The organism is Pseudomonas graminis, from assembly GCF_004364335.1.
Classification (GTDB): domain Bacteria; phylum Pseudomonadota; class Gammaproteobacteria; order Pseudomonadales; family Pseudomonadaceae; genus Aquipseudomonas; species Aquipseudomonas graminis_D.
On record NZ_SOCR01000001.1, the window covers coordinates 548,222 to 571,794 of the forward strand.

Annotated in this window: 20 protein-coding genes; 8 read left to right on the top strand and 12 right to left on the bottom strand. The window is 60.9% G+C overall.

Annotated features, from left to right (window positions below):
* Positions 1 to 15 precede the first annotated feature (15 nt).
* Positions 16 to 726 carry a TetR/AcrR family transcriptional regulator gene (locus EC919_RS02370; protein WP_133770827.1) on the bottom strand — a complete coding sequence of 237 codons (711 nt, stop codon included), beginning with the start codon at positions 724 to 726 and terminating at the stop codon, positions 16 to 18.
* A 228-nt stretch (positions 727 to 954) separates the two neighbouring features.
* Here EC919_RS02370 and lexA point away from each other — a divergent pair, with 228 nt between their 5' ends.
* Positions 955 to 1,563 (top strand): transcriptional repressor LexA, encoded by a 609-nt coding sequence (lexA, locus tag EC919_RS02375; protein ID WP_065988571.1) that lies wholly within the window; start codon positions 955 to 957, stop codon positions 1,561 to 1,563.
* Positions 1,564 to 1,574: 11 nt separating this feature from the next.
* A complete protein-coding gene (gene sulA / locus EC919_RS02380; protein WP_133770829.1) occupies positions 1,575 to 2,078 on the top strand; it encodes an SOS-induced cell division inhibitor SulA in 504 nt (167 codons plus the stop codon).
* A gap of 99 nt (positions 2,079 to 2,177) precedes the next feature.
* Here sulA and EC919_RS02385 read toward each other — a convergent pair whose 3' ends face one another.
* From EC919_RS02385 to EC919_RS02415, 7 genes are all read right to left on the bottom strand, one after another.
* The gene (locus EC919_RS02385; RefSeq protein WP_037011193.1) at positions 2,178 to 2,414 is read right to left on the bottom strand and encodes a hypothetical protein; all 237 of its coding nucleotides are present in this window, start codon (positions 2,412 to 2,414) and stop codon (positions 2,178 to 2,180) included.
* 75 nt (positions 2,415 to 2,489) lie between these two features.
* Positions 2,490 to 3,011, bottom strand: coding sequence for a DUF6586 family protein (locus EC919_RS02390; RefSeq protein WP_133770831.1), 522 nt, complete (start codon positions 3,009 to 3,011; stop codon positions 2,490 to 2,492).
* 149 nt (positions 3,012 to 3,160) lie between these two features.
* Positions 3,161 to 5,764, bottom strand: a complete 2,604-nt coding sequence (gene topA / locus EC919_RS02395) for a type I DNA topoisomerase (RefSeq protein WP_133770833.1) — start codon at positions 5,762 to 5,764, stop codon at positions 3,161 to 3,163.
* A gap of 108 nt (positions 5,765 to 5,872) precedes the next feature.
* The gene (locus EC919_RS02400; protein WP_065988576.1) at positions 5,873 to 6,109 is read right to left on the bottom strand and encodes a DUF1653 domain-containing protein; all 237 of its coding nucleotides are present in this window, start codon (positions 6,107 to 6,109) and stop codon (positions 5,873 to 5,875) included.
* Between the two features lie 102 nt (positions 6,110 to 6,211).
* The gene (gene fadA, locus EC919_RS02405) at positions 6,212 to 7,387 is read right to left on the bottom strand and encodes an acetyl-CoA C-acyltransferase FadA (RefSeq protein ID WP_122534498.1); all 1,176 of its coding nucleotides are present in this window, start codon (positions 7,385 to 7,387) and stop codon (positions 6,212 to 6,214) included.
* Between the two features lie 23 nt (positions 7,388 to 7,410).
* On the bottom strand, positions 7,411 to 9,558 hold the full coding sequence (gene fadB, locus EC919_RS02410; protein ID WP_133770835.1) for a fatty acid oxidation complex subunit alpha FadB: 2,148 nt from the start codon (positions 9,556 to 9,558) through the stop codon (positions 7,411 to 7,413).
* A gap of 572 nt (positions 9,559 to 10,130) precedes the next feature.
* Positions 10,131 to 10,568, bottom strand: coding sequence for a hypothetical protein (locus EC919_RS02415; RefSeq protein ID WP_133770837.1), 438 nt, complete (start codon positions 10,566 to 10,568; stop codon positions 10,131 to 10,133).
* Positions 10,569 to 10,678: 110 nt separating this feature from the next.
* Between EC919_RS02415 and EC919_RS02420 the strand changes: the two genes are divergently transcribed.
* Positions 10,679 to 11,122: a universal stress protein gene (locus EC919_RS02420; protein WP_133770839.1), complete on the top strand. Its 444-nt coding sequence runs from the start codon at positions 10,679 to 10,681 to the stop codon at positions 11,120 to 11,122.
* A 69-nt stretch (positions 11,123 to 11,191) separates the two neighbouring features.
* Here EC919_RS02420 and EC919_RS02425 read toward each other — a convergent pair whose 3' ends face one another.
* Positions 11,192 to 13,102, bottom strand: coding sequence for an ATP-binding cassette domain-containing protein (locus EC919_RS02425; protein ID WP_122534495.1), 1,911 nt, complete (start codon positions 13,100 to 13,102; stop codon positions 11,192 to 11,194).
* A 214-nt stretch (positions 13,103 to 13,316) separates the two neighbouring features.
* On the opposite strand from EC919_RS02425, the gene EC919_RS02430 reads away from it, so the two are divergent.
* Positions 13,317 to 15,245: a transglycosylase SLT domain-containing protein gene (locus EC919_RS02430; protein WP_133770841.1), complete on the top strand. Its 1,929-nt coding sequence runs from the start codon at positions 13,317 to 13,319 to the stop codon at positions 15,243 to 15,245.
* 344 nt (positions 15,246 to 15,589) lie between these two features.
* Here EC919_RS02430 and EC919_RS02435 read toward each other — a convergent pair whose 3' ends face one another.
* Together EC919_RS02435 and EC919_RS02440 are read right to left on the bottom strand one after the other, a co-directional pair.
* Positions 15,590 to 16,396: an MOSC domain-containing protein gene (locus tag EC919_RS02435; protein WP_133770843.1), complete on the bottom strand. Its 807-nt coding sequence runs from the start codon at positions 16,394 to 16,396 to the stop codon at positions 15,590 to 15,592.
* A 116-nt stretch (positions 16,397 to 16,512) separates the two neighbouring features.
* Positions 16,513 to 17,439 (bottom strand): chemotaxis protein CheV, encoded by a 927-nt coding sequence (locus EC919_RS02440; RefSeq protein WP_133770845.1) that lies wholly within the window; start codon positions 17,437 to 17,439, stop codon positions 16,513 to 16,515.
* 573 nt (positions 17,440 to 18,012) lie between these two features.
* On the opposite strand from EC919_RS02440, the gene EC919_RS02445 reads away from it, so the two are divergent.
* From EC919_RS02445 to EC919_RS02455, 3 genes are all read left to right on the top strand, one after another.
* Positions 18,013 to 18,516 (top strand): hypothetical protein, encoded by a 504-nt coding sequence (locus tag EC919_RS02445; protein ID WP_208294939.1) that lies wholly within the window; start codon positions 18,013 to 18,015, stop codon positions 18,514 to 18,516.
* 341 nt (positions 18,517 to 18,857) lie between these two features.
* Complete coding sequence (locus tag EC919_RS02450; protein WP_243842183.1) at positions 18,858 to 19,709, top strand: sensor histidine kinase; 852 nt, start codon at positions 18,858 to 18,860, stop codon at positions 19,707 to 19,709.
* A 2-nt stretch (positions 19,710 to 19,711) separates the two neighbouring features.
* Positions 19,712 to 20,368 carry a response regulator gene (locus EC919_RS02455; protein WP_243842191.1) on the top strand — a complete coding sequence of 219 codons (657 nt, stop codon included), beginning with the start codon at positions 19,712 to 19,714 and terminating at the stop codon, positions 20,366 to 20,368.
* Between the two features lie 49 nt (positions 20,369 to 20,417).
* On the opposite strand, the gene yegS is transcribed toward EC919_RS02455, so the two are convergent.
* Entirely contained in the window at positions 20,418 to 21,326 is a 909-nt protein-coding gene (yegS, locus tag EC919_RS02460; protein ID WP_133770849.1) for a lipid kinase YegS, read from the bottom strand.
* Between the two features lie 443 nt (positions 21,327 to 21,769).
* On the opposite strand from yegS, the gene EC919_RS02465 reads away from it, so the two are divergent.
* Positions 21,770 to 23,221: a mannose-1-phosphate guanylyltransferase/mannose-6-phosphate isomerase gene (locus EC919_RS02465; protein WP_133770851.1), complete on the top strand. Its 1,452-nt coding sequence runs from the start codon at positions 21,770 to 21,772 to the stop codon at positions 23,219 to 23,221.
* Positions 23,222 to 23,573 lie beyond the last annotated feature (352 nt).

The window sequence follows — 23,573 nt, forward strand, 5'->3', positions numbered from 1 at the left end:
AACCGGTGGCGCGCCTCAGACCTTGGCAGGCACCGGTGCCGGGGTTTTGGTCCGGGGCCGAAGTTGCGCGGTGAGCATGGCGTTGTCGGTGACACCCGTTTCGGCGCGCATGCCGGCCGCGAGGAACGGCACCATCAGGCGCATGACCTGCTCGATGGACGTGTTGACGCCGAAATCGGTCTCCGCGATGGCACGCAGTGCCTTGATACCGGACATGCTGAAGGCCGCAGCGCCCAGCATGAAGTGGACCCGCCAGAACAGCTCGATGGGGGGAATGCGCGGCGCCGCTTCGTTGACCAGCAGCATGTAGCGGCGGAACACCTTGCCGTACATGTCCTCAAGATAGCGCCGCAGGTGGCCCTGGCTCTGGCTGAACGCAAGGCCGAGCAGGCGCATGAAAATGGACAGGTCATTACCGCTGCGCGGCTGAACGACCATAGCCTGCTCGACGAGGATTTCGAGCAGCTCTTCAAGGGTGGGCTTGTTTTCAGGCTTGGCCTGGCGGCGTTCCAGCTCGCGGTCGAGGCTGACGCAGAAAGGCCCGAGAAAGCGGGAGAAGACCGCCTGGATAAGGGCTTTTTTTGAACCGAAATGGTAGTTCACTGCTGCAAGATTGACCGACGCCTTGCTGGTAATCAGCCGCAGCGAGGTTTCGGCAAAACCTTTCTCGGCAAAGAGCTGCTCCGCTGCATCGAGAATTCGTTCAACTGTTTCCGACTGAGCCATGGTTCAACGCCTGACAAACACGTGTTTGAAACATACGTTTCATACACCGCACTGTCAACCCTGACGTCTGCTTTCTGCCCATGCAGTCACGGGCATTTAACCATACAAACCGGGGCCTGTAGCCACTCATGAAGGGGGCTGGCGGAGGGCGTGGCAAAAAGGACCATTGCCAAGACCCAAGCACTGTATATAATCCCAGTCACTGTATAAAAAGCCAGAGCGATGCACATGATCAAACTGACGTCACGCCAAGCCGAGATTCTGGACTTCATCAAGCGCTGCCTCGAAGACAACGGCTACCCGCCGACTCGCGCCGAAATCGCTCAGGAGCTGGGCTTCAAATCGCCCAATGCTGCCGAAGAACACCTAAAGGCCCTTGCCCGCAAAGGCGCCATCGAAATGACACCGGGCGCTTCCCGCGGCATTCGTATCCCCGGCTTCGAGGCCAAGCCCGATGACAGCGGCCTGCCGATCATTGGCCGCGTCGCAGCGGGTGCGCCGATCCTGGCCCAGCAGCACATCGAAGAATCCCTCGCCATCAACCCGGCCTTCTTCCACCCCAGTGCAGATTATCTGCTGCGGGTACACGGGATGAGCATGAAAGACGTCGGAATTCTCGACGGCGACCTGCTGGCCGTCCACACCACCCGCGAAGCACGCAACGGCCAGATCGTCGTGGCGCGAATCGGCGACGAGGTCACGGTGAAACGCTTCAAGCGTGAGGGCAACAAAGTCTGGCTGCTGGCCGAGAACGCCGACTTCGCACCGATCGAAGTGAATCTCAAAGATCAGGATCTTGTCATTGAAGGCTTGAGCGTCGGCGTGATACGTCGATAAGGAGAACGTAGATGCAGTTCCCACAGACACCGCAACAACATGCACAACTGCCACTGTTCGAAGCATTCATGGTGCCCGGCGTGCCAATGCTCGACGTTCCGCTTTTGCAGGTCCCGACGCTGGCAGAGATTGCCGAGTCGCCCTGGAGCAACGAACCAGAAGCCTTTAGTGAATTGTCATTGCGCGGCGCTGCCGGGAACTGCCTGAACCTGCTGGCGCCGATCCTGCGTGAGTTGAGCGAGGACACCAACGACCGCTGGCTGACACTGGTTGCACCGCCCGTCAGCGTCACCCAGGCGTGGCTACGTGACGCGGGCCTGAATCGGGAACGCATTATCCTGATGCACCCGCGCGGGACGCAGAGTGCGCTGGAACTGACCCGTGAGGTCTTGCGCTTGGGTCGCAGTCATACGGTGGTCAGCTGGATCAATCCAATCTCAGGCAGTGCGCGCCAGCAACTGGCCAGCGCAGCACGTATCGGCGATGCACAAAGCCTCAACATCCGTCTGGGCTGAGCACGTCGGCAGAATTATTCAGGGGATGTAAAGCGTTTTGGCGCTTCTTGCGAATCGAGAAGCGGGACGGCGTTTTTAGCGAGCTGCTAATCCCGAGGATCAATGCAGCACGCGCGGCCCTTCTTCATCCTTGGTCAACTCACCTTCGGCGAGACGGCCTGCCATCTGCACACCGACGCTCAGCATGGCCTTGGCAACTTCAACGTGCTGACCCTGCAGGAACGCCTTGGCGTCTTCCGAAAAATTCAGGGTGACCAGCGATCCTTCATCTTCGGCGCGGCGCAGCTCGATGCGACCGTCAGGCAGTTCAACAATTTCCAGAAACGAAGTTGGCATCAGGGCAGTTCTCCACGAAAGGCTCGCATTGTAACAGCCAGATGACTCAGTCCCTAGCCCATCGATCACTCCGTATCAGCACTCGCTCAGGCCTTCTCTGAACCGGATGGCCAGGCCTTTGAGCTGCTGACGCCAGCTTTCCATCTCCTCCCGCGTCAACGCCTGCTCGGGCTCTTCCTCTGCACCCACTGCGATGATCAAGGGCTGAGTGACGTCGCCCTTGGGTTTGCGCGGCGCCCTCGGCGGCATGAACAGCGCCTGGTAGGAAGCCAGCAGTTGCGCCAACCAGGTTTCACGGTGCTGGGCGAGCTCGACCAGTTCGCCCATTTCCGGAATAGCGATTGCTTCCAATACTTTCGGCGAGAGCAGGTCCTCGGCACGCGGGGTGCTCGCCTGTGGCAGCCGGTAATAGCCGGCAATCTCGTGGCACAGCCCGAGCAATGCGCCGTAGAGATGGAAGATCGCCGACTCACGTTCCGCCTGCTCAAGCCCCTGGGCGTTCATCGCGCGGCTGTCCCTGGCCTTCGCCATCGCTTCAAGTGCCAGGCCTGCGAAGAACAGCTTCTGGTTGGTGCGGGTATAGAGTTCGTGAGCCATGAAGACGGCCTCTGTAGAGATGAGTGAATCGCAGCGTGCCTACGGCCGGTCAACCGCAGACAAAAAAATCCCTCGGTGCGCATGAGCACGCCGAGGGATTCTTTTAACGCAAAGTGTCGGGCCTGACCAGTCGGATCAAGCTCAAACGATCAACGCTTGTCCTCGACCTTCCACTTGCCACCGTCGTAGAATGCACGCCAGCCAGTCGGCTTGCCGTCCACTTCGGTCTGCACGTATTGCTCCTTGGACTTGCGGCTGTAGCGGATGACCGCCGGACGACCGTCGGGGTCCTTCTTCGGCGCGTCACACAGGAAGTGATACTTCGGATCAATCTCGTCCTTGTGCGGCGCAATCTCCATGACCAAAGGCGCACGGGTCTCGCGGTTTTTCGGGAACTGGCTGGCCGCCAGGAACAACCCCGAAGCGCCATCGCGCAGGATGTAGGTGTCGTCGACCTTCTCGCATTTGAGCTCCGGCATCTTCACCGGGTCCATCTTCGGCGGCGCCGCTTCACCGCTTTTCAGCAGCTTGCGGGTGTTCTTGCAGTTGGTGCAGCCGAAGAACTTGCCGAAACGGCCGGTCTTGAGCTGCATTTCGCCGCCACACTTGTCGCACTCCACGCTCGGGCCTTCATAGCCCTTGATGCGGTAAGTGCCCTCTTCGATCTCGTAGCCCGAGCAATCCGGGTTGTTGCCGCAGATGTGCAACTTGTGCTTCTCATCCAGCAAGTACGCATCCATCGCGGTGCTGCAGATCGGGCAACGGTGCTTGCCACGCAGAACGCGGGATTCGGACTCACCCTCATCGTCGTCGGCGATTTCATCGCCCGGCGTCAGGTTGACCGTAGCCTTGCAGCGCTCTTTCGGCGGCAGGCTGTAGCCCGAGCAGCCAAGGAAAACGCCGGTGGACGCCGTACGAATCTGCATCGGGCGGCCGCAGACCTTGCACGGGATGTCCGTCATCACCGGCTGGTTGGCACGCATGCCGCTGTCAGGTGCTTCGGCCACTTCGAGTTTCTTTTTGAAGTCACCGTAGAACTCGTCGAGGACGTTCTTCCAGTCGCGCTGGCCGTGGGCCACGTCGTCGAGGTTTTCTTCCATGCCGGCAGTAAAGCCGTAGTCCATCAGGTTCGAGAAGCTTTCGGACAGACGCTCGGTAACGATATCGCCCATCTTTTCCGAATAGAAACGACGGTTGTGCAGGGCCACGTAACCACGGTCCTGAATGGTCGAAATGATCGCGGCATAGGTCGATGGACGGCCGATACCGCGTTTTTCCATTTCCTTGACCAGGCTCGCTTCCGAATAACGCGCAGGTGGCTTGGTGAAATGCTGGCTTGGGTCAAGCTTGATCAGCTTCAGCTTGTCGCCCTGGGCCATGTCCGGCAGTACGTCGTCATCGCCCGGCTTGCTCATCTGTGGCAGCACGCGGGTATAGCCGTCGAACTTAAGGATGCGGCCCTTGGCACGCAGCTCGAAATCGCCGGCCGCGACGCTGACGGTGGTCGACAGGTATTGCGCAGGCGGCATCTGGCAGGCCACGAACTGGCGCCAGATCAGCTCGTACAGACGCTCGGCGTCACGCTCCATGCCGGTCAGCTTGCTTGGGTGCGTGTTGACATCGGAGGGGCGGATCGCTTCGTGAGCTTCTTGCGCGCCTTCCTTGCTGCTGTAGACGATCGGCGATTCCGGCAGGTACTTCTTGCCGAACTCGGTTTCGATGTAGGTGCGGGCCATGGCCACTGCGTCGGCCGACAGGTTGGTCGAGTCCGTACGCATGTAGGTGATGTAGCCGGCTTCGTACAGACGCTGGGCCATCATCATGGTTTTCTTCACGCCATAGCCCAGGCGGTTGCTCGCGGCCTGTTGCAGCGTGGACGTGATAAAGGGCGCCGACGGCTTGCTGCTGGTCGGTTTGTCTTCACGCTTGCTGATGCTGTAGGCCGAGGCCTTGAGCTTCTCCAGCGCCGCCATGGCGGTCGCTTCGTTCAGCGGCTTGAAGGCTTCGCCTTTTTCGCGGGCGACTTCAAAGCGAACGTTGGCGCCTTTGGCGGTGCCGAGGTCCGCGTGGATCTCCCAGTACTCTTCCGGATTGAACGCGCGGATTTCACGCTCGCGCTCCACAACGAGTTTCACTGCCACGGACTGCACACGGCCGGCCGACAGACCACGGGCGATCTTCTGCCACAGCAGCGGCGACACCATGTAACCCACGACGCGGTCGAGAAAACGCCGGGCCTGCTGGGCATTCACGCGGTCGATGTCGAGCTCGCCCGGTTTGGAGAAGGCTTCCTGAATGGCTTTTTTGGTGATCTCGTTGAAGACCACGCGCTTGTAGCGCGCATCGTCGCCACCAATGGCTTCGCGCAGGTGCCAGGCAATGGCTTCCCCTTCGCGGTCCAAGTCCGTCGCGAGATAGATGGTGTCGGCGTCTTTGGCCAGGCGGCGCAATTCGTCGATCACCTTCTCTTTGCCGGGAAGGATTTCGTACTTGGCCTTCCAGCCATGCTCCGGATCGACACCCATCCGCGCCACGAGCTGGCGCTTGGCCTTTTCCTTGGGCGACAGCGCAGGCGCTTCGGCCGCGGTCTTGCCGCGCTTGGCAGCAGGCTCTTTGGAGGCGCTAGCCGAACCGCTGGTGGGCAGGTCTCGGATATGGCCGATACTCGACTTCACCACGTACTGGTTGCCCAGGTACTTGTTGATGGTCTTGGCCTTAGCCGGGGATTCCACAATGACCAGCGATTTGCCCATGGATCGGAAAATTCCTAATGCGAGAAAAAAGACGTCGAAGCCGTCGAGGCCCCGCTATATATAGTGGCTGAAAGGTGAGGTCAAGCAATGCTGCTGCCAGGTCCTGCCTCAGGGCCGGGGAAAAAGATCCGGTTCGGCCTGAACCAAAGCAAAGCGCGGCACTTGCTCGCCGTCAACCTCAACTGACTGCAGAAACATGCTCAAAGGGCGTACCCACAGGCCGTATTCGCCGTACAGCGCTTGATAGCACACCACTTCTTCTTCGGTCTCCGAATGCCGCGCGACACCGATAACACGGTATTCGGGCCCTTTGTAGTGACGGTAGAGACCTGGCTGTAGCGGCATGCGGGGGACCTCGGGTGTGACAAGAAAAAAAGTGGCGAAAATACATTTCCGGAAAAAAACAAAAGCCGGGGCACCAGGCCCCGGCTCGCACACTGACACCGTTTAGACGCGTTCGAATACGGTGGTGATGCCCTGACCCAGACCGATGCACATGGTGGCAACACCCAGGGTGCCGCCATTCTGCTTCATCACGTTGAGCAAGGTGCCGGAAATCCGCGCCCCCGAGCAACCGAACGGGTGACCCAAGGCAATGGCGCCGCCGTGCAGGTTAACCTTCTCGTCCATCTTGTCGAGCACTTTCAAATCTTTCAGCACTGGCAGGGCCTGTGCGGCGAAAGCTTCGTTGAGCTCGAAGTAGTCGATATCGGCGATGCTCAGCCCTGCGCGCTTGAGCGCTTTCTGGGTCGCCGGAACCGGTCCGTAACCCATGATTGCAGGGTCGACGCCGGCCACCGCCATCGAGCGGATCACCGCCAGCGGCTGGATGCCGAGGTCCATGGCGCGCTGGCCGGACATGACGATCATGCACGAAGCACCGTCGGTGATCTGCGACGAGGTGCCGGCCGTGACCGTACCGCCTTTCGGATTGAACGCAGGCTTGAGGGCGGCCAGGCTTTCCAGCGTCGTCTCCGGACGAATGGTCTCGTCGAAGTCGAACATCTTCAGGAAACCGTTCTCGTCATAGCCCTGCATCGGGATGATTTCGTCCTTGAACTTCCCTTCCAGCGTGGCCTTCTGAGCAAGCCTGTGGGAGCGCACGCCGAACGCATCCTGCGCCTCACGGGTGATGCCGTGCATCTTGCCCAGCATTTCGGCGGTCAGGCCCATCATGCCGGAGGCTTTGGCGGCATACAGCGACATGTGCGGGTTCGGGTCGACACCGTGCATCATGCCGACGTGACCCATGTGCTCGACACCGCCGATGACGAAGACGTCACCGTTGTTGCTCATGATCGCCTGAGCCGCCGTGTGCAACGCGCTCATGGACGATCCACACAGGCGGCTGACCGTCTGCGCGGCGGAAGTGTGGGGAATCTGGGTCATCAGCGACGCCATGCGCGCGATGTTCCAGCCCTGCTCCAGGGTCTGGTTGACGCAGCCCCAGATCACGTCCTCGACTTCCGCCGGGTCGACCTTGTTGTTGCGCTCCAGCAGCTTGCTGATCAGGTGCGCCGACATGTCTTCGGCGCGGGTATTGCGGTGCATGCCACCCTTGGAGCGGCCCATCGGTGTGCGACCGAAGTCGACAATCACGACGTCTCTCGGATTCAAGCTCATATCTTCACCTGTTCGTTGGGCACTTAGCCGAAGAAGCGTTGGCCGGTCTTGGCCATTTCACGCAGCTTCGCAGTGGGGTGGTACAGAGCGCCCAGATCAGCGTATTGGTCAGCCAGGGCAACGAATTCAGCGACACCGATCGAGTCGATGTAGCGCAGCGCGCCGCCACGGAACGGAGGGAAGCCGATGCCGTAGATCAGGCCCATGTCGGCCTCGGCGGCCGTGTCGACGATGCCGTCTTCCAGGCAACGCACGGTCTCGAGGCACAGCGGGATCATCATCCAGTTGATGATGTCTTCGTCGCTGACTTCACGCTGCTCGTAGATCACCGGCTTGAGCACTTCCAGCACGGAAGCGTCGACCACTTTCTTCGGCTTGCCCTGCTTGTCGGTCTCGTAGACGTAGAAACCCTTGCCGTTCTTCTGGCCCAGGCGATTGGCGTCGTACAAGGCGTCGACGGCGGTGCGGCGATCATCCTTCATGCGGTCCGGGAAGCCTTCAGCCATGACGTCGCGACCGTGGTGGCCGGTGTCGATGCCGACCACGTCCATCAGGTACGCCGGGCCCATTGGCCAGCCGAATTTTTCCATGACCTTGTCGATGCGCACGAAGTCGACACCGGCGCTGACCAGCTTGGCGAAACCGCCGAAGTACGGGAACAGGATGCGGTTGACCAGGAAGCCCGGGCAGTCGTTGACCACGATCGGGTTCTTGCCCATCTTCTTGGCGTAGGCCACGGTGGTCGCCACGGCGACTTCGCTGGACTTCTCGCCACGGATGACTTCAACCAGCGGCATCATGTGCACCGGGTTGAAGAAATGCATGCCGACGAAGTTCTCAGGACGCTTGAGGGCCTTGGCCAGCAAGCTGATGGAGATCGTCGAGGTGTTGGAAGCGAGGATGGTGTCTTCACCCACCTGCCCTTCCACTTCGGCCAGTACGGCTTGCTTGACCTTCGGATTCTCGACAACCGCTTCGACCACGAGGTCGACGGTGCCGAAATCGCCGTAGGACAGGGTAGGACGAATCGCATTGAGCGCTTCAGCCATCTTCGCCGTGGTCAAACGGCCTTTTTCGACGCGCTTGCCCAGCAGCTTCGATGCTTCTCCCAGGCCCAGCGCGATGGCTTCTTCGCGGATGTCCTTCATCAGGATCGGCGTACCTTTGACAGCCGACTGATAGGCGATGCCGCCACCCATGATGCCGGCGCCCAATACGGCGGCCTGCTTCACGTCCTTGGCCACTTCGTCGTAGACCTTGGCTTTCTTTTTCAGCTCCTGGTCGTTCAGGAACAGACCGATGAGGCTCGCGGCGGCCGAGGTCTTGGCCATCTTCACGAAACCGGCCGCTTCCACTTCCAGGGCTTTGTCGCGACCGAAATTGGCGGCTTTCTGGATGGTCTTGATGGCTTCAACAGGCGCCGGGTAGTTCGGGCCGGCCTGACCTGCCACGAAACCCTTGGCGGTTTCGAAGGCCATCATTTGCTCGATGGCGTTGAGCTTGAGCTTGTCCAGTTTGGGCTGACGTTTGGCCTTGAAATCGAACTCGCCGGAGATGGCGCGCTTGATCAGGTCCAGTGCGGCTTCCTGCAGTTTGCCCGGGGCAACCACTGCATCGACGGCGCCCACTTTCAGTGCATCTTCAGCGCTGTTGTCTTTGCCGGACGCGATCCACTCGACGGCGTTATCGACACCGATCAGGCGCGGCAGGCGGACGGTGCCGCCGAAGCCCGGGTAGATGCCGAGTTTGACTTCAGGCAGGCCGACCTTGGCGGTGGCGGACATCACGCGGAAGTCAGCAGCCAGGCACATTTCCAGACCGCCGCCCAGCGCGATGCCGTTGATGGCAGCGAGGGTCGGTACGTTGAGGTCTTCGAAGGCGCTGAAGATTTTGTTGGCTTCGAGGTTGCCGGCGACGAGTTCAGCGTCCGGCAGCTTGAAGTTATCGACGAATTCGGTGATGTCGGCGCCGACGATGAACACGTCCTTGCCGCTGGTGACGATGACGCCCTTGATCGAGCTGTCGGCCTTGATGGCTTCAATGGCCTGACTCAGGTCGTTGAGGGTGAGACGATTGAACTTGTTGACGGACTCACCCTTGAGGTCGAACTGCAGTTCGACGATGCCACTTTCAAGAGCCTTAACCGTGATGGCTTTACCTTCGTAAATCATCAACTGATCTCCACGATATGGAAGCTGAACAATACGCATCAGACGCTGATATCCGGCGCTCTGCACGACGTTGCCGTCGAGGCGAAACACCAAACGCCAGTCACCCCGTCGACGCGATTCGAGCGTCTGTCAGAGCGTTCTTGCGGCAAACGCTCAATTCATACGCCCGTTTGATTTGGGTGCGGCTACCTTCTGCCATATTCCAGCAATTGTCAATTCAGCAGACAGCGGGCAAAACCGGCAAATCGCAGGTAAAACGTGCGCCTGATGCGGGCTCATTCAGGGCAATGATCAGAGGAGGTTGAAACTGACGAGGGTCAACCGCAGCGGCGAGACTCCGCTTCAGCACGAAGGATGAAATAAACGGCGCGGCAGCAGACAAATGCACCATTAAGGTCTACATTCAGCGCACTGCGCATCAAGACGGGTCATTGTCAGCGTCGCGAGCAGTGATAGGTAACCCGGCGAGCGGCATTGCACCGCATCGCACATGAATTACGGCCTGCCTGGCCAACCCCGGCCCGATGTTGTTATCGGGCTTTTTAATGCCCGCGATTCGGGCATGGGACAGGTTACGCCAAGGCCTTCAGCACTGCCGCAATGTGCTGCAATACTTCGGGCTCGCCACGCTCGGCCCAGTACACGGCGATCAGTTGCTTGCCAGCGTCCACTTTGTAGACGTCTGCCGGCAGCGTCTTGAACTGCTCGAGCAGGCGCGGATCTTCACACGGCTCGCGCCACTGGTTGACCCACACACCCGGTTCCATCTGCCAGTACACCCAGACATCGGGCTCGCGCGCGGTACGTGGCCGGTGATACTGCGGGCACGGGCTCGGTGGCTCGATGGGCAACCAATGCGGCCACTCCTGAGGAATCAGCTGCATGGCCAGCCCCATTCGCCGCGCCTGCATGCGCATGGCCATTCTGCCGCTCTGGGAGCGCGAGGGACGCAGCCAGACCAGCGGACTTAAAACCACCGCAATGATTGACAGGATGATCCACACCGTCATATTTGTACGCCCCCCGCGGCGGCAAGCGGCGGGTGGACCACATCGGCGTGCCAGAGGCGCGTGAAAAGAGCCATAATCAAAACCATCGCAAACCTCAGAAGGAACACCCCATGTCCTATGAACATATCCTGGTAGCCGTGGACCTCACTGAAGAGTGCGATCCGGTCATCAAAAAAGCCATGGCGCTGGCGCTGGCAGGCGGCTCGAAGCTTTCGCTGGTCCACATCGTCGAACCCATGGCCATGGCCTTTGGTGGCGATGTTCCCATGGACCTGTCGCAGCTGCAGCAACAGCAGTTCGATCAGGCCAAGGAAAAGCTGGAAAAGCTCAAACTGAAATACCCTGACGTGAAAACCGGCGACAGCCATCTGACCTATGGCCAGCCGCGTCAGGAAATTCACAACCTGGCAAAGGAATACCACGTCGACCTGATCGTGGTCGGCAGCCACGGCCGTCACGGTCTCTCACTGCTGCTCGGCTCGACCGCCAATGACGTGCTGCACGGCGCACCGTGCGACGTTCTGGCCGTCCGACTGGTCAAGCGCGCGGACTGATCCACGCCTGCAAACAAAAGCCCGGCCCTTGAAAAAGGACCGGGCTTTTTTATTGCCCCAGGTGCCCGATCACTCGTCCAGCTCGGCCCAACGCTCAAGCAGCCCGTCCAGTTCGCCTTGCAGGCTTTCCAGCTGCGCCATGACGGCAGTGGTTTGCTCCGCAGGACGCTGATAGAAACCGGCCTCGGCCATCTCGGCACTGAGCGCAGCCATTTGCGCTTCTACAGCGTCAATTTGCGCGGGCAATGCTTCCAGCTCGCGCTGCAGTTTATAGCTGAGCTTCTTTTTCGCGACCGGCATTTCTGCGGCTGCGACGGGTGCTGCCTGAACCACGGCAGTCGCCAGCTCGGACTTGCCGGACTTGCTGTCGGTGACGCCCAGCAGACGCGGCGAGCCGCCCTGACGAATCCAGTCCTGATAGCCACCGACGAATTCGCGGACCTTGCCCTCGCCTTCGAACACCAGGGTGCTGGTGACGACGTTGTCGAGGAATGCCCGGTCGTGGCTGACCATCAGCACGGTGCCCTTGAAGGTCAACAGGACCTCTTCAAGGAGTTCGAGAGTCTCGACGTCCAGATCGTTGGTCGGTTCGTCGAGAACCAGCAGGTTGGCCGGCTTGCTGAACAGTTTGGCCAGCAGCAGACGCGCCCGCTCGCCTCCTGACAGCGCCTTGACCGGCGTCCGTGCCCGCTGCGGGCTGAACAGGAAGTCGCCCAGGTAGCTGAGGACGTGGCGGCTCTGGCCGTCGATGTCGATGAAGTCGCGCCCTTCGGCCACGTTGTCGATCACGGTCTTTTCCAGATCGAGCTGGTGACGCAGCTGGTCGAAGTAAGCGACGTCCAGACGGGTGCCGACTTCCACTTTGCCGCTGGTGGGCTGAAGGTTGTCGAGCATCAGCTTGAGCAGCGTGGTCTTGCCGGTACCGTTGGCGCCGAGCAGACCGATACGGTCTTCGCGCTGCAGGACCATGGAGAAATCCTTGATCAGCATCGGCCCGCCCGGGTGAGCGAAGCTGACGTTGTCGAGCACCATCACCTGCTTGCCGGATTTGTCTGCGGTGTCGAGCTGGATGTTGGCCTTGCCGGTGCGTTCGCGACGGTCGCTGCGCTCAACCCGCAGTGCCTTCAGGGCGCGCACGCGGCCTTCGTTACGGGTACGACGGGCCTTGATGCCCTGACGGATCCACACTTCTTCCTGGGCCAGACGCTTGTCGAACAGCGCGTTGGCGGTTTCTTCCGCCGCGAGCATGGCTTCCTTGTGCACCAGGAAGCTGGCGTAGTCGCCGTCCCAGTCGATCAGGCCGCCACGGTCGAGTTCGAGAATGCGCGTGGCAAGGTTTTGCAGGAAGGACCGGTCGTGGGTGATGAACAACACCGCGCCCTGGAATTCCTTCAGCGCTTCTTCAAGCCAGGCGATGGCGCCGATGTCGAGGTGGTTGGTCGGTTCGTCGAGCATCAGCAGATCAGGCTCGGAGACCAGGGCCTGAGCCAGCAACACGCGACGACGCCAGCCGCCGGACAGTTCGGCGAGGGTCTTGTCGGCCGGCAGTTGCAGACGGCTGAGGGTGCTGTCCACCAACTGCTGCAGGCGCCAGCCGTCACGGGCTTCGAGGTCCGACTGCACGTGCATCAGCTTGTCGAGGTCTTCGGCGGTGACGATGTTCTGGCTCAGATGGTGATACTGCGCGAGCAGCTCGCCCACGCCGTCGAGGCCTTCGGCAACGACGTCGAACACGGTACGGCCGTCAGCGACCGGCAGCTCCTGGGGCAGCTCGCCGATCTTCAGGCCGGGCGCGCGCCAGACATTGCCGTCGTCGGGCATCTGAATGCCCTTGACCAGCTTCAACATGCTGGATTTGCCAGTGCCGTTGCGGCCGATGATGCAGACCCGCTCACCACGGGCGATCTGCCAGGACACCTTGTCCAACAACGGCATGGCGCCGAACGCAAGGGACACATCGCTGAATTTGAGCAGGGTCATGAGCTTCTCCAAAAACCGGGCGCGCATTCTACCTGAGATAACCCGGCAGAGGGGCGGCTAATCGATGACAGGACGTCGTCCGGACCCGGTGGCCGGCCGACTGCAGGCCGGGGTTTGTTTCCATCTATCACGACGGGCAAGGCAGCGCTTCAACCCGCGCGGGCAACAGGCTAAGCTAGCCGCACTTTTCACGATGCATCTGCACGGAAGTCTCATGCGCAGTCGTTTCTTCAGCCTTTTGTCCTGCCTGCTTCTGTCGGCCACCGCTGCCCAGTCCGTCCAAGCGGTCGATCTCACCACCCAGCGTCAGTATTACGATGAAGCCAAACGTGCGTTGGCCAAGGGCGACGGCGGCCCTTATCGCACGTATGCCGCCGCGCTGGCGGATTATCCCCTTGAGCCGTATCTGGCCTACGACGAACTCACCGCCCGCCTGAACAGCGCGAGTGACGAGGAAGTCGAGAAATTCTTCGCCGAGCATGGCGACCTGCCGCAAGCCAACTATATGAAGCTGCGCTGGCTGCGACTGCTGGCTTCGCGCGGTGACTGGCAGCCCTTCGTCAAGTATTACGACCCCAAGCTGAATTTCGTCGAGCTTGACTGCCTGTATGGCTCGTATCAGCTCAGCCATAACCAGCGCTCGGAAGGCTATGCCAACGCCGAGAAGACTTGGATGACCGGCAAGACGCTGCCGGCGGCCTGCGATACGTTTTTCACCCAGTGGGCGGTTGAAGGTCAGTTGACCGAGCAGAAACGCTGGCAGCGCGCCAAGCTCGCCGCGCAAGTGCGCAACTACGCGCTGGCCAATCAACTGGTCAACAGCATGACCACCCTCGCGCCCCAGGGCCGCTTGCTGATTGCCGTCGCGCAGAAGCCGGAAATGGTCAACAACCAGGGGCAGTTCATGCCGGCTGACGAGGCCATGTCCGATGTGGTGGGCCTGGGGCTGCGTCGCCTCGCCAAGCAGGACCCGCAGCGGGCGATGGAACTGCTCGACAGTTACGCGCCGGTGCTGCACTTCTCCCACGAAGAACAGGTGCAGATCGCCAAGGAAATCGGCCTGACCCTCGCCCGCAGCTTCGACGGTCGGGCTCTTGAGATCATGACCAGGTACGACCCGGACCTGCGCGACAACACCGTTACCGAATGGCGCCTGCGCCTGTTGCTGCGACTGGGTCGCTGGAGTGACGCGTACGAGCTGACACGTCGCCTGCCCCAGGACCTGGCGACCACGAACCGCTGGCGTTACTGGCAGGCCCGCTCGCTGGAGCTGGCTCAGCCCAACAGCCCGCTGCTGCCGGGGCTGTACAAGGCGGTGGCGAAGGAGCGCGATTTCTATGGCTTCCTCGCCGCCGACCGCACCCAGACGCCGTACATGCTCAACAACAAGCCGCTGGTGCTGAGCCAGGCGCTCATGACCAAGGTGCGCAACACCCCGGGCGTGCGCCGTGCACTGGAGTTTTATGATCGCGGTCAGATCGTCGACGGTCGCCGCGAGTGGTACCACGTCACCCGTCGTTTCAGCCGGGACGAAATGGTTGCCCAAGCCAAACTGGCCTACGACATGCACTGGTACTTCCCGGCCATTCGCACCATCAGCCAGGCGCAGTACTGGGACGATCTCGACATCCGTTTCCCGATGGCCCACCGCGACACCCTGGTGCGTGAAGCGCAGGTTCGCGGGCTGCATTCCAGCTGGGTGTTTGCGATCACGCGACAGGAAAGTGCCTTCATGGACGACGCCCGCTCTGGCGTCGGTGCCGCAGGCTTGATGCAACTGATGCCCGCCACCGCCAAAGAGACCGCGCGCAAGTTCAGTATTCCCCTGGCCTCGCCGGCGCAGGTGCTTGATCCGGACAAGAATATCCAGCTCGGCGCCGCGTACCTGAGCCAGGTCCATGCGCAGTTCAACGGCAACCGGGTGCTGGCTTCGGCAGCCTATAACGCAGGCCCTGGTCGTGTACGTCAGTGGCTAAGGGGCGCCAATCACCTGGCCTTTGACGTCTGGGTCGAGAGCATTCCGTTCGACGAGACCCGTCAGTACGTGCAGAACGTGCTGTCGTATGCGGTGATCTACGGCCAGAAGCTCAATTCACCACAGCCGCTGGTGGACTGGCATGAGCGGTTCTTTGATGATTTGTAAAAGACAGCAATCGGGCTGCGATTGCCAGCCCGATTGCATTGGCCAGTCGGGCCAGATGGACCTGTAGGAGCCGGCTTGCTGGCGAACTCGTTGGGTCAGCAACGGCAGTGTTGTCTGAACCGGCGCATTCGCGGGCAAGCGCGCTCCTACAATGAGTCGGCGTTAAACCCCAGTTTGGGCTGTATGTAAACCCGTAGGCGCCGGCTTGCTGGCGAAGGCGTTGGGGCGGGCGCTGCAGCAATGAGTGTTCAATCACGTTCGCCAGCACGCCGGCTCCTACGGTGAAATTGCGTATCCCCCGCGGGAGAGGCTTTAGCCAGGAAGGCGTAAGAGCAAGCGCTCAATCACTCGAGCACTTCAACCTCCATCCCCACCTCGACCAGCCCTGGGCCATCGCTGACCAGATTCTGACCGAACCAGATCTCCCCTTCCCGCTCCCGATACGTCTTCAGTGTGGTCATCGGTTCGCGATCCGCGCTGCGTTCACCGGTTGCCGGATCTTGCGTCGTCAGGATGCACCGCGAGCAGGGCTTCAACACCCGCAATTCAACACTGCCAATCCGAATCCGCTTCCAGCCATCCTCCGCAAATGCCTCGCCGCCGGACACCACCAGATTCGGGCGAAACCGTAGCATCTCCAGCGGGCGGCCCACCTTCTGCGACAAATCATCCAGCGACGACTGGCCGATCAACAACAGCGGGAACCCGTCAGCAAACCCGACCCTGTCTTCAATCGCCCCGAAGCCTGCAGGCAACCCGCGAGCGCGGGCTTTCGGCACATGCACCAGCCGCGTCGGCTTGCCCACCAGGGCACTGACCCAATGCGCCGCTTCCTCGCCCGCGTCCGGCACCCGAAAACTGTCGCGCCAGATCGTGATGCCGCGCAGATTGGCCTCTTCATCGACCGGCACTGGCACATCCAGACTGCCCAGGCCCGGGGCCGACAGCGTGACGCCGTCACCCTTCCACAGCACCGACAGCTGCGCCATCTGCGGCAGCGCGCGCTGGCTGTGAAAGCGCCCACTGGCTTCATCCACCAGCATCCAGCGTCGATCGCCGCTCATGCCCAATTCATCGAAACTGGCCTGCTGCAACGACTCGGCCATGCAGGATTTGAGGGGGTACCGATACAGTGCGCTGAGGTGAAACATGTACGCGTCCTTATGCCAGAGCGGAAAGCCACACTCTATACGAGACGCCGGAAAACCAAGCGGTACAGATGCAAAAAAGCCCCTCCATACAGCAAGGGGCTTGAAACAGAACCGGATCAGTTGTCGAGCATGAGCCGCTCGCGGACCACGTCGACGAGCTTGTCCGGCTGGAATTTGGAAAGGAAGTTATCGCAGCCGACCTTCTTGACCATGGACTCGTTGAAGCTGCCGGACAGCGAGGTATGCAGCACCACATAGAGGCCGCGCAGACGTGGGTCGTTGCGGATTTCCGTGGTCAGGCGGTAGCCGTCCATTTCCGGCATTTCGGCGTCGGTGAAGACCATCAGCAGCTTTTCGGTCATGACCTCGCCAGCGTCCGCCCAGCTCTTGAGCAGGTTCAGGGCTTTCAACCCGTCACGGGCGATGTGCATCTTCACGCCAAGCTGACCCAGGGTGTCGCGCAATTGCGAAAGCGCCACGTTGGAGTCGTCCACCAACAGCACTTCGCGGCCAATGGCCCGGGCAAGGACCGGATCGTCCAGCTTGTCGCGGGAGACCTTGGCGCTGTACGGCACGATCTCGGCGAGGACTTTCTCCACGTCGATGATTTCCACCAACTGGTCGTCGACCTTGCTGATGGCGGTCAGGTAGTGCTGACGCCCGGCGCTGGTCGGTGGCGGCAGGATCGCCTCCCAGTTCATGTTGACGATGCGGTCCACGCCACCCACCAGAAACGCCTGAACCGAGCGGTTGTATTCGGTCACGATGATCGTGCTCGAAGGCCCCGGCACAAGCGGACGCATGCCGATGGCCTGGGACAGGTCGATGACCGGCAGGGTCTGGCCGCGCAGGTTGACCACGCCGCACACGAACGGATGACGCTGGGGCATCAACGTCAGCTTGGGCAGTTGCAGGACTTCCTGCACCTTGAATACGTTGATCGCGAACAACTGTCGCCCGGCCAGGCGGAACATGAGGATTTCCAGGCGGTTCTCACCTACCAGCTGTGTACGTTGGTCTACTGTGTCGAGAATGCCAGCCATCTGTTGCTCCTGGAGCAGGGTTCAAGTAAGTCCGCCTACCCTGTATCGGCAGCCCCGCGACAGACCTTAATCGGGCTTGATCGGGCCTGATCGGAATAGAAATGCGCATCGCGCAAATGATGTCACATTAGCATCACCCGAGAGCCGTCGACAGACTTGGGCGCAGGCCGACCGGCAAACGGCGTGGCTTTCAGACGCGCGGCCCGATGAGAACCTGATCGAGCCCGCCACCGCGACTAGGGGTAACCCCTAAGGGCAATCGGGGCGAACCTGATATTCGGCCTTTGCAATAGCCATTACTGTGACGCCCTTCTCGTAAATGAATGGAGTCAGTTATGCGGTTGCGCTCACGGAAGTTCCCCCACTGCTGGCCCGAATCCTTGAAAAGGCCCGTTCTCGTGGGGCCTGGGCGCAGATGATCGTCTCGCGCGTTCATGCCGATCACCCCGCCCCGCCCGACCAGTCGCAACAATCAGAAACGCCCTACAGACTTTCCAGTGCCTTCAACATTAACTTTGGGCCACTCGCCCCACGCGACCTGACGTCGCCATTTGAGAAGAGTGGAGAATGCACATGCTGAACGGCAATGAATGGCAGCAGCTGCATGCAGAGTTTCTCAGCGATACCCAGACACTCATGTGCCGCGCCGATGAATGCCTCAGTCATCTTGAATTGATCAGCGATGATCGTGACGCGATGGAATGTCTGCTCACCACATTGCAACAACTGGCCGGCAAGTCAGACACACATGGCGTTGAAACCGTGGCTGGTTTCGCTCGCCATTTGCGTTATCTCCTTTACTTCGCCAACGCGGCCGGACAATTGCAGCCAGACGCATTGCACGCGCTCAAGCGCTGTTTCGAGCTGCTGGCCTGGCAGCTTGAGCTCATCGACCCCCACACCGGATCGCTGGCGCTGGACGAAAGCGAGCAGTGCGGCTTGCTGGACGCATTCGCCTGCCAGTGCGGGGTCGGCAAACGCGAACACAATGTCGCCATAAGGCCGGGCTGGTCGGTCAGTGCCGGGCAGTGCGACGTCCCCGCACCCGCGTACGCCGATCACAGTGAAGCGCGGTGAATGCCTGTTGATGACCTGGAACGCACTCGTATTCCGGACTTGAAAGCTGACTGAGCGGACCATCGGGCTGGTTATTGACGTCAGTCGGGTTTCAACCTCAGCCCTCAATAAGGCCGGCAACTAATGTACTATCAGCGCGCTCGAAGGGACGCTTGAAGCAGCACTTTTTCTGTCCATTCCATGAGCCGTTCGGACACGTTGTACCCCGACAGAGGAAGTTCAGCATTGTGTTTTCGCAGTGCACTTTCAAATGGCCTGGCAGATCCGTCAGGTGCAGACCTCCATTATCGATGGCTTCATTCGCTATGCATGGCAGCAGCAAATTCCCTGGCGTTCAGCGAATGAACCCCGGCAGCCTCGCTCGCTGGGTAGCCTTGCTGTGCCTGGTGACCACGGGATGCAATGTAATCGCCTACCTGGCGAGCAGCGTTCTGCCGCTGGCGCTGGCGATTATCAACGGGCTGGCGTTTGCAGGCCTCTGCTACAGCATGATGCGCCCGAACCGGACCATCCAGTTCCAGCCAAAGGAACTGGCCGATCACATGCTGCAGGTCCAGGAAACCGAGCGTCATCGTCTGAGCCGCGAGCTGCACGATGACATCGGCCAGATGCTCACGGCAGCAAAGATGCAGAGCGACTGGCTTCAGCGCCGGGCCCCGCAGGAGTTGCACGCACAGTGCACGATGCTCATCAACACCCTCGATGAAACCCTGGCGAAGGTTCGCGACCTGTCCGCCATTCTCAACCCGCGACAGCTGACCAGCCTGGGACTTGAAGCCAGCCTGCGCGCGCATTTACTGCGCACGCTGTCGGCCACTTCCGTGCAGTGGAGCCTGGAATGCCAGCAGCGCCTGGACGGTATTCCCGAAGAAATCGCGGTGGCGGCATTCCGCATCACGCAGGAAGCCGTGACCAACATGCTGCGCCACGCCCAGGCGCAAAACCTGCGCGTGCAACTGCAGCGCCGCCCGGAAGGGTTGTCGCTGAGCATTCGCGATGATGGTCAAGGATTCGCTCCGGCGCTAAGCCCCGCCGGTCAAGGGCAGCGCGGTATGGCCGGCATGGCGGAGCGCGCCAGCCTGTTGGGCGGTGAATTGAGCGTCGCCAGCGAGCCCGGGCAAGGCACTTGCATTCAGGCGTTGTTCCCCTGGGCCCCGCGTGTCCGCGGACGCGCCGGGGGCAGCACGTCGTGAGCGTGTGCAAGGTACTGCTGGTCGATGACCACGCGCTGATCCGCGCCGGTGTCCGCGCACTGGTGTCGGACATCCCGGGTTACGCCGTCATTGGCGAGGCCAGCAATGGCCATCAGCTGCTGGAAATGAGCCTGCAGCTGGAACCCGACATCATTTTGCTCGACATCTCCATGGGCGACAGCGACGGGCTGGACGCTTTGCAACGTCTGCGTCAGACGCTGCCTCACAGCAAGGTGTTGATCCTGTCGATGCACACCGAACCGCGTCTGATCATGCGCGCGCTGGCGTGCGGCGCCCACGGTTACCTCCTCAAGGATGCAACCGCCAGCGAGATCGAGCACGCGCTGAACGCCCTGCGCGATGGCGCACGCTACCTGAGCCCGGCCATCGCTCACACGGTCATCAGCCAGGCATTGGTCGGTAGCCAGACGACGCCTGCTGAAGTCGCCGAGGGTCATAACCTCACCGCGCGGCAGCTGGAGATCCTGCGGCTGGTCGTCAGGGGCACCTCCACGCGTGACATCGCCGCCGGGCTTGGCCTGAGCGTCAAAACGGTGGAAACCCATCGCGCGCAGATCATGAAACGGCTGCACATCTACGACGTGCCCGGGCTTGTGCTGTTCTGTGTGAGAGAGCGAATCATCAGCCTGGACGACTGAGGGCGTCAGATGAGCACGCGGTCGCGGCTCATCTGGCGGTTGTCGATGCTCAAGCGAGCTGTCGGGTCTGCCCCAGCAACGGCGAATGCGACGGCAGGTGCACGCGCAACGCGCCTGCTCGCGCTTCGAAACGGGTTGCTTCGCCGCTCAGCGGTTCGCCGTCGAGGTTGATATTCAGCCCCTGGGCCGATTTCAGCTCGACCCACGGCAGTCGCGCGCGGACGAACATGTTGTCGAGGCCAAGACCGCCTTCGAGCAGGCTTCTCAGCGTGCTCACCACCTCTTGGGGCGCTGGCAGAATACTGATGTCCAGCAGGCCGTCATCGGCCAATGCTTCCGGGCACAACGGATGACCGCCGCCCGCCTGACGACCGTTGCCGATCCCCAACGCCAGCATCTCGCCCTTCCAGTGAAAGTCCGGGCCGGTGAATTCGCCGTAGGCGGCTTTCAACTCGCTGAAGCGCGTCAGGCCGGTGAACAGATAGGCCGCACCGCCGAGGATCTTTTTCAAGTCTTCAGAGGTGTTGGCGGTGACCTGGCTGCCAAATCCGCCGGTGGCCATGTTGAGGAACATCTGCCCGCCCACGGCCCCCATGTCGACCGGGCGCGCCGGGACGTCCAGCAGGTCGAGGGCCTGATCGGGTTCCAGCGGCACGCCCGCCGACCGGGCGAAATCGTTGGCGGTACCCAGCGGCATGATCACCAGGCTGGCATCGACTTCAGACAGCGCCAGCGCCTCCGCCACGTCCCGCAGCGTGCCATCGCCGCCACCGGCGATGATCTGCCGATGCCCGGCCTCCAGACCCTCACGTACCAGGCGCTGGGCATCGCCCGCTTCCCAGGTCACACGCACGTCCAGTTCCCAGCCATGCTTGCGCTTGCGCTGCACCGCCTCGCGGACATCCTCGTTGAGCGCCTGCTTGCCGTGAAGAATCAGTAATGCCCTGCGCGCTGTCATATCCCTTCCTTCTAACTGTACGAATTGATGCGTGATGTGTTGACCGCGCGCGCTGCAAAAAAAGCCCGTCAGGGGGAAAATCTTTTAAACCCCATCAATTCATCAGAGACGCTCAGGCATTCATCCGGACAGGCTTGGGATGGGCGAGTATCGGGCCTGATGATGGCAAAAAGCCTTAGGTGGCAGAGACTTACGCGTGATGGCTCGGCAACAACCCGGCTTCAGCGCTAGATTGGTGTGGCCTTGGGTCCCGTAAATAGGGGACGAAAGGCGTTACTTCTGCGTTACAGACCCTTGAATTGCACACCTGAAAAGCGCCTAATCGACAAATAATTGGCTAATTCGAGCGGATCTCATCACAAAGTCAGTAAATTGACTTTGTGCGTGATAGCCCGAAATTCAGCCCTGTCATTGATTCATGGATCGAAGAGGCGAGAACCCCCATGCAACTGATTCCCTGCATTATTGCTGGCGGCGCCGGCACCCGGCTGTGGCCTGTTTCACGAGAGGCGATGCCCAAACCGTTCATGCGCCTGCCGGACGGCGAAAGCCTGCTGCAGAAGACGTTCAATCGCGCCAGCCAGCTGGAGGGGGTGGAAAGCGTCCTGACCGTCACCAATCGGGAGGTGTATTTCCGCACCGTCGACGACTACCGGCTGCTGAACAAGCACCAACGGGCGCTTGAGTTTCTGCTCGAACCATTCGGCCGCAACACCGCTCCCGCCATCGCCGCCGCCGCCCTGCACGTTCAGGCGCGTTACGGGGATGACGCACAGTTGCTGATTCTGCCGGCGGACCAATTGATCAATGACGTTGCCGCCTTCGAGACGGCCGTGCAGAGCGCACGCAAACTGGCGGACGAGGGCTGGCTGGTGACGTTCGGTCTGATCCCCTCCCGCGCCGAAACCGGTTTTGGCTACATCGAGAAAGGCCAGGCACTCAGCAGCGAGGCCTATCAGGTCGCGCGCTTCGTCGAGAAGCCCGATGCCGTCACCGCCCAGGACTATCTCGCCGGCGGTCTGCATTTGTGGAACGCCGGGATGTTCTGCATGCGCGTCGACGTGCTGCTCGCCGAACTGGACATTCACGCACCGGAAGTCCTGGCCGCCGTGCGCCATTGCCTGGCGCAGTGCAACAGCAAGGAAGGCCGCAACGAGTTGCAGATCGAGCTGGACAGCACGACCTTTGCCTTGGCGCCGGACATCTCCATTGATTACGCGTTGATGGAGCGTTCCCGGAAGGTCGCGGTGGTGCCGTGCGAGATGGGCTGGAGCGATATCGGTTCGTGGCAGGCCATTCGCGAGCTGAGTCCGGCCGATGAAAACGGTAACCGATGCAACGGCGAGGTGGTGTTGCATGACGTGACCAACTGCTACATCGACTCGAAAAAGCGCCTGGTGGGTGCGGTGGGTCTGGATAACCTGATCATCATCGACACGCCGGATGCTTTGTTGATCGCCGATGCCGATCGCAGTCAGGAGGTCAAGGTCATCGCCCAGGAGCTCAAGCGTCAGGGCCATCCGGCGTACCTGTTGCACAACACCGTCACCCGACCGTGGGGTACTTACACGGTGCTGGAGGAAGGCAAGCGCTTCAAGATCAAGCGGATCGTGGTGAAGCCGCAGGCCTCGTTGTCGCTGCAGATGCATCACCACCGCAGCGAGCACTGGATTGTGGTCAGCGGCATGGCTCGCGTTACCAATGGCGAAGACGAGTTCATGCTCGATACCAATGAGTCGACCTTCATCAAACCCGGGCACACCCATCGGCTGGTCAATCCGGGGGTGATTGATCTGGTGATGATCGAGGTGCAGAGCGGCGAGTATCTGGGGGAAGACGATATTGTTCGGTTTACTGATGTGTATGGGCGGGTGCCTGAGGCTGCGAAAGCTTAAGCGTGGCCTGATTAGATCAAGAGCGTCGGCCTAACGGCCTCGGTTTCGCCTTCGGCGAGTTACTTGGAAAAGCACCCCAAGTAACCAAGGGTGCTTGCTCCTGGCTAGGTCCCTCCTTCGTCGGGATACCCTCACTTCGACGACGCTCCGTGGGCCCGCGCCGAACGGACATCCATGTCCTGGCGGCGCTCTCGCGGCATCCATGCCGCTCGGCCCACTCCGCGTCGTCTGCGGTCGGCCTGCACCCAAGTCGCGATTGGTGGCGTCTGAACTTTCTGTGCATGAAGATCAAAAGCATAAGCAGATCAAGAGCTTCCCGGCTAAAGCCGGTCCTGCAGGACACCGCGTGCAT